This is a genomic window from Thetidibacter halocola, from assembly GCF_018224955.1.
In the GTDB taxonomy this organism is placed as follows: Bacteria; Pseudomonadota; Alphaproteobacteria; order Rhodobacterales; family Rhodobacteraceae; genus Thetidibacter; species Thetidibacter halocola.
In genome coordinates this window covers 381,263-393,425 of the sequence record NZ_JAGTUU010000005.1, presented here as the reverse complement: position 1 = coordinate 393,425, position 12,163 = coordinate 381,263, and the positions used below count along the sequence as shown (strand labels likewise).

The window sequence follows — 12,163 nt, the reverse complement described above, 5'->3', positions numbered from 1 at the left end:
GGACCAGCCTAGGGCCGCGGCGGGTGCGTCGGCAAGGTGGCTCAGGCAAGGTGCGCCGTCACCTGGCGACGATGCGGCGCGCGGCGGTGCTCGAACAGGTAGATGCCCTGCCACGTCCCCAGCGCCAGCCGTCCGTCCGTCACCGGGATCGACAGCGACACCGGCAGCAGCGCCGCCTTGATGTGGGCCGGCATGTCATCGGGCCCCTCGCAGGTATGGGTCAGGTAGGCCATGGCGGGATCATCAGAGGGCGGCACCAGCCGGCTGAAGAAGGCGGTCAGGTCGGTCCGCACCTCGGGATCGGCGTTTTCCTGGATCAGCAGGCTGGCCGAACTGTGACGGACAAACAGCGTGCAAAGCCCCGTGCCGCGCACCCAGCCCGCCACGTCGCGGGTGAATTCATAGAGGCCGGGCCCCTCCGTCGAGATCGTGAACGTCGTTTGCATCGATAGGGACTCCCCAGGCGGGCACCGTGCCCTAGACTACCTGACATCCGGGACCGCGTGCTGCAACGGCCTCGCGGCCTGGGACCACAGGGAGAAACGCGATGAACGACCAGACGCCGCCGCGCCGGATGACCGCGGCTGATTTCGACCAGGAGTTGCTGGACCTCTATGATTTCTATGCGCATGGCCGCATCACCAAGCGCGAATTCCTCGACCGCGCGGGCAAGTTCGCCGTGGGTGGCCTGACGGCGGTGGCGCTTCTGGACATGCTGTCGCCCAACTACGCACTGGCGCACCAGGTGGATTTCACCGATGCCGACATCGTGCCGTCCTACATCACCTATCCTTCGCCCAACGGGCATGGCGAGGTGCGCGGCTACCTTGTAAAGCCCGCGAACCTGACAGGCCCCGCGCCGGCGGTCGTCGTGGTGCACGAGAACCGTGGCCTGAACCCCTATATCGAGGATGTCGCGCGCCGCGTGGCCAAGGCCGGCTTCATCGCCCTGGCGCCTGACGGGCTGAGTTCGGTCGGCGGCTATCCGGGCAACGACACTGCCGGACGCGAGTTGCAGCAGACGGTCGACGGCGTGAAGCTGATGAACGATTTCTTCGCCGCCTACGAGTTCCTTGCCGCCCATTCCGACACCACCGGCAAGGTCGGCTGCGTCGGCTTCTGCTATGGCGGGGGCGTGTGCAACGCGATGGCCGTGGCCTATCCTGAACTGTCGGCCTCGGTGCCCTTCTACGGGCGGCAGGCCAAGGCCGAGGACGTGGCGAAAATCCAGGCACCCCTGCTGCTGCACTACGCCGAACTCGACGAACGCATCAACGAGGGCTGGCCAGCCAAAGAGGCTGCGCTGAAGGAGCACGGCAAGACCTACACCGCATATATCTATCCCGGCGTGAACCACGGGTTCCACAACGACAGCACCCCGCGCTACGACGCCGAGGCCGCCGAACTGGCCTGGACCCGCACGATCGCCTTCTTCGAAGAGCACCTCGCCTAAGCAATCCGGCCGGTCCCGCGCGGGCGGGGTCGGCCCCTTGTTCGTCAGCCCGCGACGAGCATCAATCCCGCCAGCAGCAACGTGGCGGCGCTCAGGACAGCGAACAGGGCTAGGACGCCGGGCCATTGGTAGACCGGCTTGTCGGTATAGCAATAGCCGCAACGCCGACTTGCGAGGCGCATGTGGTGTCCACATTCTTCGCATCGGAACAATCGTATGGCACGGTTCCGGTTCTGCGTATCGGACATCTCTGCCTCAAGATAAAAAGTCACATCAAAACGTCGCATCCACACGATACGGAACAGCCGGAACGTGAAAACGAGATCAAGCGAGATCCAGGCGCGACCAGCGCGCGGTTGCCGTCTTTTGCCTGCCAATGCGGCACACAGGCCGAACCTGCCCCGTTAACAAGCGCTTGCCGAAAGCCGGCAAGGGCTCAGTGCGGTGTCCTGGGCCCAAGCGCCAGTTTCGCGGCCAGCAGCAGCCAAGGCGCGCCATGCATCAGCAGGTCGAAGATGTCGATGGGCCGGATCAGGTCGCCCGCCGCCAGCATCTTCAGCTTTTCCCAGACATGAGGCTCGGGCGTGAACGGTGCAAGACCCAGCGTCGCGCACAGCACGACGAGCAGCGGCAAGGAAAACGCGGAAAGCACACGGCGCAGGCCAGACATTCGAGGCTCCCTCGCCGTCATGCGGTCATCCGAACAGGCGCTTGCCCTGCTGGTCGATCATCTGCTTTGCCTTGCGGATCGCAGCGGTCTCGGCCTCGGCCCGGTCGCGGATCAGGTCGGCACGGATCAGGTGGTGGGTCTTCGTCTCGCCGTCCACCTCGGCCTCGATCAGGGCCGCCAGCCGGAACTGGCCATCCTCGGGCATGGGCTGCGGCGTGATGCGAAAACCCTCATACTCGACAGGCTCGACCGAGGGCGCCTTGGCGCCCCCGCCCCCACCGCCGAAAAGCCGTGACAGGATCGACATGGCGCCCCCTTACTGGTCCAGGAAAGAGCGCAGCTTGCGCGACCGCGACGGGTGCTTGAGCTTGCGCAGCGCCTTGGCCTCGATCTGGCGGATGCGTTCGCGGGTCACGCTGAACTGCTGGCCCACTTCCTCAAGCGTGTGATCGGTGTTCATGCCGATGCCGAAACGCATCCGCAGCACCCGCTCTTCGCGAGGCGTCAGCGAGGACAGAACCCGCGTCGTCGTCTCCTTCAGGTTCTCCTGAATGGCCGAGTCCAGCGGCAGGACCGCGTTCTTGTCCTCGATGAAATCGCCCAGTTGGCTGTCTTCCTCGTCCCCGATCGGGGTTTCGAGGCTGATCGGCTCCTTGGCGATCTTCATCACCTTGCGGACCTTCTCCAAAGGCATCTGGAGCTTTTCGGCCAGTTCCTCGGGTGTCGGCTCGCGGCCGATCTCGTGCAGCATCTGGCGACCGGTGCGCACCAGCTTGTTGATCGTCTCGATCATGTGGACCGGGATGCGGATCGTGCGCGCCTGGTCGGCGATCGAGCGCGTGATCGCCTGACGGATCCACCACGTCGCGTAGGTCGAGAACTTGTAGCCGCGGCGATACTCGAACTTGTCGACGGCCTTCATCAGGCCGATATTGCCTTCCTGAATGAGATCAAGGAATTGCAGACCGCGGTTCGTGTATTTCTTGGCGATGGAGATGACCAGGCGCAGGTTCGCCTCGACCATTTCCTTTTTCGCCTGCCGCGCTTCCTTCTCGCCCTTCTGGACCTGGTTCACGATGCGGCGGAATTCGCTGATATCGAGACCGACATACTGGCCCACCTGCGCCATGTCGGCGCGCAACTCCTCGACCTTGTCGCTGGAGCGTTCGATGAACATCTGCCAGCCCCGGCCCGGCTTCTGCGTCATGCGGTCAAGCCAGTTGGGGTCCAGTTCGTGGCCGCGATACTCGTCGACGAACTCGCGGCGGTTGATCCGTGCCTGGTCGGCCAGCTTCACCATCGCGCTGTCGATCGACATGATGCGCTTGTTGATGCCGTAAAGCTGGTCGATCAGCGCCTCGATCCGGTTGTTGTGCAGATGCAGTTCGTTGACCAGTTCGACGATCTCCGAGCGCAGCTTCTGATAGCGGCCTTCGTCATCCGCGCTGAAAGAGCCGTCCTCGTTCAGCGTGGCCGAGATCCGGCTGTCCTGCATTTCGGCCAGCTCTTCATAGTCGCGTGCGATCCGGTCCAGCGTTTCCAGCACGCGCGGCTTGAGCGCCGTCTCCATCGCGGCCAGCGACATGTTGGCCTGGTCGTCGTCCTCGTCATCGTCCTCCCGGGCGATGGGGTTGCCATCGGCGTCCAGCTCCGGTTCCGCGCTGGAGGATTTCTGCTGCCCCCCCGTCGCGGTGCCCGAGGCATCGACCACGGCCTCGTCCAGTTCACCATCCTCGCCCAACTGGTTGCCGAATGTCGCCTCGAGGTCGATGACGTCCCGCAGAAGGATGTCCTCGTTCAGCAGTTCCTCGCGCCAGATGGTGATGGCCTGAAAGGTCAGCGGGCTTTCGCAAAGCCCGGCGATCATCGTGTTGCGGCCGGCCTCGATCCGCTTGGCGATGGCGATCTCGCCCTCGCGGCTCAGCAGTTCGACGCTGCCCATCTCACGCAGATACATGCGCACGGGGTCGTCGGTGCGGTCCAGCTTTTCCTGCTGGCCAGATCCCAGCGTGACCTCACCGCCGCGCTTGGTCTCGACCAGCTGTGTGCCGCCCTTGTTGTCGTCGTCGTCGCCTTCCTCGTCATCCTCGGTGACCTGAATGCCCATTTCGGACAGCATCGACATGACATCCTCGATCTGGTCGGAACTGACCTGATCGGGCGGCAGAACGGAATTCAGCTGGTCGTAAGTGATGTAGCCCCGTTCGCGGGCCTCGGCGATCATCTTCTTGACCGCAGCCTGGCTCATGTCGAGGCTGACGTCGTCGTCCTGATCCTGCGGCTTGTCGTCGTCGGTGTCCTTGGCTGCCATCCGGCTCTCCTGGTCGCGGGCGTGGGATCGATTCGCTTGACCCGAATCAATAGCCTGATTCGGTTCCTTTCACACCCGGTTACGCTGATTTTCCTAAGCTTTCTTTCAAGTTTTCCGAGGCTGTGTGCTCAATGCCGCCCCTTGTCGAACCGGATCCGCGCCAGCAGCGAATCAAGCGCGCTGCGTTCGCGCCGATCCATCGCCGCACCATTGGGCCCGATCTCGAATTCCGTATCATCCTCGTCGTTCAGCCGCCCTGCCCGGTTCCGCGCCTCGGCCGCCTGCGCGAGCCGCCATGTCATGGCCTCGTCCGCTGTATCGTCGAACTCCTCCTCGGCCTCGGCCAGTTCTGCCTGCCATCCGATGCGGGCCGACAGCTTGGCCAGTTCCTCGGCGACTGTCATCCGCGCCAGTTCGGTATCGCCGGGACGGCGCAGACAAGGCACCACGGACAAATGGCGCGCACCCAGCATGGTTTCAAGGGCCTCGGCCCCGATCGCCGCCTCGGCCCGCGCGCGCATCCCGTCTTCAGCCCCCAGGGCGTCGAGGATCGCATCCCGCAGCGCGGCATGGGTGGCACCGGTGCAGGGCATCGCCTCGAGTTGCGCCTCGAATTCGACCGCGATTCCGGGCGCCGACAGGATGGCCGCCAGCACCACTGCCTCGCGCAGTTGCGCCTCGGCAGCCTCGCCCCCGGCAACCAGCAGCGAGGACTTGGCCGTGGTCGAAGCCGGCAATGGCGCGCGCCAGTCGCGGCGCGGCTTGCCGCCCTTGCCGCCGGGCCGTGCCGGGCGGAACAGCTGGTAGCGCAGCTCGCGGATCGCCTCGCCATAATGGTGGCGCAGGCCGGGGTCCTTGATGTGCCCGATCCGGGCGCGCAGAGCCTTGTCCAGCGCGGCCCGCCGCTCGGGGCTGTCGAAACTCCGCCCCTCCGTCTCCTGCCGCCAGAGCAGGTCGACCATCGGCACCGCCGCCTCCAGCACCTCGGCCAAGGCCTGCGGTCCGCGGGCGCGCAGCAGATCGTCCGGGTCCTGCCCCTCGGGCATCAGCGCGAAACGCAGCGACTTGCCCGCTTCGAGCAGTGGCAGCGCAAGGTCGATCACCCGGAACGCCGCCCTCAGCCCCGCCTTGTCGCCGTCCAGCGCGATCACGGGCTCGTCGCTGATCCGCCACATCAGCTGCAACTGCGGTTCCGTCACCGCCGTGCCCAGCGGCGCGACAGAGGCGGCAAACCCCGCCTCGGACAGCGCGATCACGTCCATGTAGCCCTCGGCCACGACCAGCACCTGCCCCTTGCCCGCCGCCTCGCGCGCGGGCTTCAGATTGAACAGGTTGCGCGACTTGTCGAACAGCTCTGTCTCGGGCGAGTTCAGGTATTTGGCATTGTCCGACGGGTCCATCGCCCGCCCGCCAAAGGCAATCGCCCGCCCTCGCCCGTCCCGGATGGGAAACATGATGCGGTTGCGGAAAACGTCATAGGGCTCGCGCCCCTTGTCCGACGCCTTGACCAGCCCGGCGCCCAGCATCAGGTCGGGTGCCACGCCCTTGCCCTTGAGATGCTCGCGCAGGCCCTCCCAGCCCGGCGGGGCAAAGCCGATTTCCCAGCGTTCCAGCGCCGCCTCGTCCAATCCCCGCTTCGCCAGGTAGGCCCGCGCCTCTGCGCCTGGCCCGCGCTTCAGTTGCAGGCGAAACCAGGCCACCGCCTGTTCCATCACGTCGGAGAGCTGCGTCCGCCGGTCAGCCTTTTCCTGCGCTTGTGGGTCGCGCTTGGGCACCTCCATCCCGGCCTCGCCAGCCAGGATCTCGATCGCTTCCATGAAGCTCACGTTCTCCGTCTCGCGGACAAACGAGATCGCGTCACCCTTCTGGTGGCAACCGAAGCAGTAATAATACCCCTTGCGGTCATCGACATGAAATGAGGCGGTCTTTTCATGGTGGAACGGGCACGGTGCCCACAGGTCGCCCTTGCCCTGGTTCGACTTCCGACGATCCCACATGACCTTGCGACCGACCACATCGGCCAGCGACACGCGGCCGCGCAATTCGTCGAGGAAACCGGGGGGCAGACTCATGCCTACCTATATCTCGCGCAGCCCGGGCCGAGTCCAGCGCCGCTTCATCTTGCCGGCAAACTCCGGGGGGATCGCCCGGCACGGGCGACGGGGGCAGAGCCCCCGACGGCCAAGCCGAAGGCGCAGGCCCGAGGCCGAAGCGCCAGCGCAGGTCGAGATGCCCTGCGCGGCGCAGCCGCACCATGGGATCAGGCCGTCACAGCCCCTTGCATTGCTCGAAGAACATCGCGCCCGCGCCGGCGATCTGCTCGTCGGTCAGCTGCGCCTCGGGCACGGAAAAGACGAAGGCGGCCAGCATCTCGCCCGCCGTCCGGTCCAGCTTGGACTGGAGGTCGCGCCGCACCTTGCCCTCGCGATCTCCCGCACGTCGCGCGTTGAACGCCTCGATGACGAGGTCGGCGCGTTCACGGCACAGGGTCTCCTTGTCGTCCTGGGCCAGGGCCGGGACGGGCAGCAGCGACAGGGCAAGAACGGGGGCGAGGATCAGACGCATCGGGCAGAACTCCTTTGCGCGGAGAGTTAGCCCAGCGCCGCCCGCCCGGCAACCGCGCGCATCGCGTCGGCAATTTCATGCGCAAGGGTTCCCGCCATCGAGCGAAAGGCCAGGATCTCGACCCCGCCCGATGTGCCGAGGATCGCGACATTCATGTGCCCCAGCATCGTGCGAACCACCCCTTTCGGTCCCAACCGCCGCAGGTCGACCGGCACCAGCCGCGCCAGCACATCCAGCGCGCCATCCCCGGTCAGCCGGGCCACCACCCAACCGTCGGACTGATCCTCTACCAGCCCATGCGCCCGGAGCGACGGGTCCGGCACGACACCAGCCAGCAGGGCCTGTCCGCGCCCGAACCAGATCGCCCGCGCCGCACCCGACGTCTCGATCCGCCCCGGCGCCGGGAACCCCGGCCCATGCGCGGCGCGCAGCGCGGCATTCATCGCCTCCTCCGCTCTCGGCCAGGGCGCCAGCAGCGCCAGCGGACCGGGATCGACAGCCTCCAGCCGGGCCGCGCCGGCCTGGACCGGCAGCAGCCCCGCCCACGGGTCGCTTGCGATCAGATCAACCACGCATCCGCCCTCCATCGGGATCGAAGGCCACCGCTTCGGCCACGTTGCAGGCGACATCGAGCCGCCGCAGGTGATCGACCATTCGCAGCCTCTCACCCTGCCGCGCCCGACCATTCTTCAGGAACCCCAGCGCCAGCCATTGCTCCAGCGTCGGCGACCAGCAGGCCGATGTGACATAGCCCTGGTCGTTCTCCGACACCGGACTTGCCCCTTCGGCAAACAGGTGCGCGCCGGCCAGCGGCGCCCTGTCCCCGGCGACCCACAGACCCACCAGCATCTCGCGATCCTCGGCCACCAATCCCGGCCGCGACGCCAGCGCCTTGCCGATGCAGTCCTTGCCCGGCGCGATCATGCGGTGCATCCCAAGGTCAAAGGCCGTCACTCGGCCATGCATCTCGGCATGGGTCAGGAACCCCTTCTCGATCCGCAGCACGTTCAGCGCCTCCAGCCCATAGGCCCCACCGCCCAGCGCCTCGGCCCTCCCCAGCAACGCCCGGAACAGGCTCTCGCCATAGCGCGCGGGTACCGCGATCTCGAACCCCAACTCGCCGCTGAACGAGATCCGGAACAGCCGCGCACCGACGCCGCCCACCGTTACCGCGCGACAGCCCATGAAGGGCAGATCCCCCATCGGTGCATCCAGCAGACCATCGACAACGCCGCGCGCAAGCGGCCCCGCAACGGCGAATTGCGCCCAATGCTCGGTGACCGACACGAGGCGCAAAGCCATCCGGGGCGCATAAGCCTGCTGCACGAAATCCAGGTGCCGCATCACCTGCCCTGCCGCCGCAGTCGTGGTCGTCAACAGGAAATCATGCGCGGAAAGACGCGAAACCGTCCCGTCATCCATCACGTGACCGTCTTCGCGCAGCATCAGCCCATAGCGCACCCTGCCCTCGGCAAGCGTACTCATCGTGTTGGTATAGACGAGGTCCAGGAACCGCCCAGCCTCCGGCCCCGACACCGCGATCTTGCCAAGCGTCGAGACCTCGCAGACCCCCACCGTCTGCCGCACCATGCGCACTTCGCGGTCGCAGGCCTGCCGCCATGTCGTCTCGCCTTCGCGCGGGAAGTAGGCGGACCGATACCACAGACCCGCCTCGATCATCGGCGCGCCCATCGCGCGGCTGAGCGCATCCGTGGTCGTCCGCCGCTCGGGCGCAAAGCGCTTGCCGCGCCCGCCCGCGCCCATGGCCGCAATCGAGACCGGAACGAAGGGCGGGCGAAAGGTCGTCGTGCCAGTCCCGGGAATGTCCCGCCCGGTCGCCTGCGCCAGCAGAGCCAGCGCGACCACGTTCGAACTCTTGCCCTGGTCGGTGGCCATGCCCTGCGTCGTATAGCGCTTCATGTGCTCGACCGTGCCATAGCCCTCAGACGCCGCCTGGCGCACGTCCTTAACGGTCACGTCATTCTGAAAGTCGACCCAGGCCCGCCCCTTGCCCGGCACCGCCCAAAGCGCGCGCAGGCGCAAGAGATCGTCCCCGGCCTCGGGCAGATCGGGCATCGACGCGCGCAGGCCCAACTCGCCCGCCGCCTCGACCCCGCGTTCGGCCCCGTCGCGCAGGCAGGCCGCCGTTCCCATCCGTCCGCGCGCCGATCCCGCGACGCTCATCCCAGGGACTGCGGCCTCGGACGGAACGAAGGCGGCGAGGCCCGGATCCCAGACAGGGCGCGCGCCCATGTGGCTCGTCAGGTGAACCGACGGGTTCCAGCCGCCCGATACGCCGAGCCCGTCGACCTCGAGCATCCGCCCGCGGCCGCCCGGCCCGGCCAGCCGGATCGCCCGCAGACCGCCGCGTCCGATGGCCTGTGTCACCTGCCATCCCGGCATGAAGGGCACGTCGCCCGCCAGGTTCACCGCATCGGGACGGGAATCCACCAGCGCCACGACCTTCAGCCCCGCCGCTGCTGCGTCCCGTGCCGTGCGATGCGCGTCGTCGTTGTTGCCAAAGACCGCCACCCGCCGCCCCGGCGCCACACCCCAGCGGTTGACATACGCCCTCAGCGCGCCGGCCAGCATCACGCCGGGCCGATCGTTGTCGCGAAAGGCGATGGGCCGCTCCAGAGCCCCCGTACACAGAACCGCCCGACGCGCCGCGATCCGCCAGAAACACTCACGTGGCGCCCCGCCCGGGTGCACGCCCGCCGGCACGACCTGCTCCAGCGCGCCATAGGTGCCCTGGTCATAGGCTCCCGTCACCGTGGTCCGCGGCATTACCCGGACACCAAGGCCGCGCAGCCGTTCTGCCATGCCCGCCGCCCAGAGGTGCCCCGCCACGCCGCCAACATCCTCGACCTCGGCCAGAAGGCGCCCGCCCGGCGCCGCGTCCTCGTCACACAGGATCACTTCGGCCCCTGCCTGCGCAGCCGTCAGCGCCGCCATTAACCCGGCGGGCCCGGCCCCGATCACCAGCAGGTCGCAAAAGGCGAACGCGGTCTCGTAATGCTCCTCCGGCGGCTTCCCCGACAGCGCGCCCAGCCCCGCCGCCCGGCGGATCATCGGCTCGTAAAGCCTCTCCCAGAAGCGCTGGGGCCACATGAAGGTCTTGTAATAGAACCCGGCGCCAAGGAAGGGCGCGGCGAGGTCGTTCACCGCCATCAGGTCGAAACCCAATGACGGCCAGCGGTTCTGGCTGACCGCCTGCAACCCGTGAAAAAGCGGCTGCATCGTGGCGCGGATATTGGGCTCGTCGCCGATGGTAACCAGCGCGTTGGGCTCGGCGCTGCCGTCGGTCAGAACCCCGCGCGGCCGATGATACTTGAAGCTGCGGCCCACCACCCCCACCCCGGCGCCCATCAGCGCCGAGGCCAGCGTATCGCCGCCAAAGCCCTCCATCTCCCGCCCGTCAAAGCGAAAGCGCAGCGGCGTGCCGCGATCGACCCGCCCCCTGCCCTCAATCCGCATCCGACGCCCCGACCAGCGACACGCCGTGGACCGCGTGGCTCACCGTGTCGCGCTCCACCACCAGCCAGGCGGCGCAGCCGCCCTCATGATACCACAGCTCGCGCAACCGCCCGGCCGTGTTGTCGCGCAGATGCAGCCAGTCCGACCAGGTCTGCGTATCCGCGCCAACCTCGGGCCGAACCGCCATCGCGGCATCGCCAAGCACGGAAAACTCGCGCCGATCGCGCGCCCCGCAGAGCGGGCAGTCAATCCTCAAGACACCCTCCCGCCAGGCTGATCCTGCCCTTCTTCTTGTTCCAAATACTCCGGGGGTGCGGGGGCTGGCCCCCGCTGGCGACCCGTGCCACGGGCGGCTCAGTGCAGATTGTGCTGCGCACCGGTGCCCTCCTCGTCCATCAAGCCGCGCCCGGTTGCGAACCTGTCCAGCCTGAACCGCGCCGCCGGTTCATGCGGACGCCCCGTCGCGATCAGGTGGGCAAAGGAAAAGCCCGATCCCGGCACGGCCTTGAACCCGCCGTAACACCAGCCGCAATTCAAATAGAGCCCCTCGACTTCCGTCCGGTCGATGATGGGCGAGCCATCGGGCGACATGTCCATGATCCCGCCCCAGGATCGCAGCACCCGCGCCTTGCCGATCACAGGCATCAGGGTCATCGCCGCCTCCATCACGTGCTCGGCCATGGGCAGGTTGCCGCGAGCGGCATAGGAGGCGTGAAAATCCAGGTCGCCGCCAAAGACCAGCCCGCCCTTGTCGGACTGGCTGATGTAGAAATGCCCCATGCCGAAGGTCACGACATGGTCGATCACCGGCTTGAGCCCCTCGGTGACAAAGGCCTGGAGGATGTGACTCTCGATCGGCAGGCGCATCCCGGCCATCGCCGCGACCTGGCTTGACCGTCCGGCGACGACGATGCCCACGCGCCTTGCGCGGATCGCGCCGCGCGTGGTCTGCACGCCGGTGACGCGCCCGCCCTCGATGTCGATCCCCGTCACCGCACAGTTCTGGATCAGGTCGACGCCCCGACGATCCGCGCCGCGCGCATAGCCCCAGGCCACCGCATCGTGCCGCGCCGTGCCCCCACGCGGGTGGAACAGCCCGCCGTAGATCGGAAAGCGGCCCTGGTCGAAATCCAGGTAGGGCACCATCCGGCGCACGCCCTCGCGGTCGAGCAGAACCGCGTCGTCGCCCTGGTTGATCATCGAATTGCCGCGCCGCGCCGCATAGTCGCGCTGGCCGTCCGAGTGGAACAGGTTCAGCACGCCGCGCTGGCTCATCATCGCGTTGAAGTTCAGGTCCTGCTCCAACCCTTCCCACAGCTTCAGGGAATGCGAGTAGAACTCGGAATTGCCGGGCAGGTTGTAGTTGGCGCGCACGATGGTGGTGTTGCGCCCGACGTTGCCGCCGCCGAGATAGCCCTTTTCTAGCACGGCGACATCGGTCAGGCCGTGTTCCCTGGCCAGGTAATAGGCCGTGGCCAGGCCATGTCCGCCGCCGCCGATGATGACCGTATCATAAGAGGATTTCGGTGCCGGGTCACGCCAATGGGGCCGCCAGCCGCGATTGCCGGTCAGCCCCTCGCGCAGGATGCGCCAGCCTGAGAATCCCATGCCGTCCCCGCAAAACGAAACCCGGGAGCGGCAGGACCGCCCCCGGGTTTGGTAGCAGGCGCCGGACGGGTCCGGGTCG

Annotated in this window: 12 protein-coding genes; 1 reads left to right on the top strand and 11 read right to left on the bottom strand. The window is 67.3% G+C overall.

Annotated elements, in window-relative coordinates; all coding sequences use genetic code 11:
• Nucleotides 1–41 precede the first annotated feature (41 nt).
• On the bottom strand, nt 42–446 hold the full coding sequence (locus tag KB874_RS14605; protein ID WP_212537273.1) for a secondary thiamine-phosphate synthase enzyme YjbQ: 405 nt from the start codon (nt 444–446) through the stop codon (nt 42–44).
• 101 nt (nt 447–547) lie between these two features.
• Here KB874_RS14605 and yghX point away from each other — a divergent pair, with 101 nt between their 5' ends.
• Complete coding sequence (gene yghX / locus KB874_RS14600; RefSeq protein ID WP_212537272.1) at nt 548–1,453, top strand: YghX family hydrolase; 906 nt, start codon at nt 548–550, stop codon at nt 1,451–1,453.
• A gap of 44 nt (nt 1,454–1,497) precedes the next feature.
• Here yghX and KB874_RS14595 read toward each other — a convergent pair whose 3' ends face one another.
• The 10 genes from KB874_RS14595 to KB874_RS14550 all read right to left on the bottom strand — a co-directional run bounded on the left by KB874_RS14595 (nt 1,498) and on the right by KB874_RS14550 (nt 12,084).
• A complete protein-coding gene (locus tag KB874_RS14595) occupies nt 1,498–1,635 on the bottom strand; it encodes a hypothetical protein (protein ID WP_212537271.1) in 138 nt (45 codons plus the stop codon).
• A gap of 254 nt (nt 1,636–1,889) precedes the next feature.
• A complete protein-coding gene (locus tag KB874_RS14590) occupies nt 1,890–2,123 on the bottom strand; it encodes an RND transporter (protein WP_212537270.1) in 234 nt (77 codons plus the stop codon).
• Between the two features lie 25 nt (nt 2,124–2,148).
• On the bottom strand, nt 2,149–2,430 hold the full coding sequence (locus KB874_RS14585; protein WP_212537269.1) for an HlyU family transcriptional regulator: 282 nt from the start codon (nt 2,428–2,430) through the stop codon (nt 2,149–2,151).
• A 9-nt stretch (nt 2,431–2,439) separates the two neighbouring features.
• A complete protein-coding gene (gene rpoD, locus KB874_RS14580; RefSeq protein WP_212537268.1) occupies nt 2,440–4,434 on the bottom strand; it encodes an RNA polymerase sigma factor RpoD in 1,995 nt (664 codons plus the stop codon).
• Nucleotides 4,435–4,562: 128 nt separating this feature from the next.
• Entirely contained in the window at nt 4,563–6,506 is a 1,944-nt protein-coding gene (gene dnaG / locus KB874_RS14575) for a DNA primase (protein ID WP_212537267.1), read from the bottom strand.
• A gap of 196 nt (nt 6,507–6,702) precedes the next feature.
• Nucleotides 6,703–6,999: a hypothetical protein gene (locus tag KB874_RS14570; protein ID WP_212537266.1), complete on the bottom strand. Its 297-nt coding sequence runs from the start codon at nt 6,997–6,999 to the stop codon at nt 6,703–6,705.
• 26 nt (nt 7,000–7,025) lie between these two features.
• Complete coding sequence (locus KB874_RS14565) at nt 7,026–7,571, bottom strand: sarcosine oxidase subunit gamma (RefSeq protein ID WP_249200495.1); 546 nt, start codon at nt 7,569–7,571, stop codon at nt 7,026–7,028.
• On the bottom strand, nt 7,564–10,476 hold the full coding sequence (locus KB874_RS14560; RefSeq protein ID WP_212537265.1) for a sarcosine oxidase subunit alpha family protein: 2,913 nt from the start codon (nt 10,474–10,476) through the stop codon (nt 7,564–7,566). Before KB874_RS14560 ends, KB874_RS14565 begins: the two co-directional genes overlap by 8 nt.
• Nucleotides 10,466–10,732: a sarcosine oxidase subunit delta gene (locus tag KB874_RS14555; protein ID WP_212537264.1), complete on the bottom strand. Its 267-nt coding sequence runs from the start codon at nt 10,730–10,732 to the stop codon at nt 10,466–10,468. The genes KB874_RS14560 and KB874_RS14555 overlap by 11 nt, the downstream gene beginning before the upstream one ends.
• A 98-nt stretch (nt 10,733–10,830) precedes the next feature.
• Entirely contained in the window at nt 10,831–12,084 is a 1,254-nt protein-coding gene (locus KB874_RS14550; RefSeq protein ID WP_212537263.1) for a sarcosine oxidase subunit beta family protein, read from the bottom strand.
• Nucleotides 12,085–12,163: the final 79 nt, after the last annotated feature.

Coding starts and splice junctions, on each gene's coding strand:
- KB874_RS14605 (WP_212537273.1), bottom strand. CDS start 446: ATGCAAACGACGTTCACGATCTCGACGGAGGGGCCCGGCCTCTATGAA.
- yghX (WP_212537272.1), top strand. CDS start 548: ATGAACGACCAGACGCCGCCGCGCCGGATGACCGCGGCTGATTTCGAC.
- KB874_RS14595 (WP_212537271.1), bottom strand. CDS start 1,635: ATGCGCCTCGCAAGTCGGCGTTGCGGCTATTGCTATACCGACAAGCCG.
- KB874_RS14590 (WP_212537270.1), bottom strand. CDS start 2,123: ATGTCTGGCCTGCGCCGTGTGCTTTCCGCGTTTTCCTTGCCGCTGCTC.
- KB874_RS14585 (WP_212537269.1), bottom strand. CDS start 2,430: ATGTCGATCCTGTCACGGCTTTTCGGCGGTGGGGGCGGGGGCGCCAAG.
- rpoD (WP_212537268.1), bottom strand. CDS start 4,434: ATGGCAGCCAAGGACACCGACGACGACAAGCCGCAGGATCAGGACGAC.
- dnaG (WP_212537267.1), bottom strand. CDS start 6,506: ATGAGTCTGCCCCCCGGTTTCCTCGACGAATTGCGCGGCCGCGTGTCG.
- KB874_RS14570 (WP_212537266.1), bottom strand. CDS start 6,999: ATGCGTCTGATCCTCGCCCCCGTTCTTGCCCTGTCGCTGCTGCCCGTC.
- KB874_RS14560 (WP_212537265.1), bottom strand. CDS start 10,476: ATGCGGATTGAGGGCAGGGGGCGGGTCGATCGCGGCACGCCGCTGCGC.
- KB874_RS14550 (WP_212537263.1), bottom strand. CDS start 12,084: ATGGGATTCTCAGGCTGGCGCATCCTGCGCGAGGGGCTGACCGGCAAT.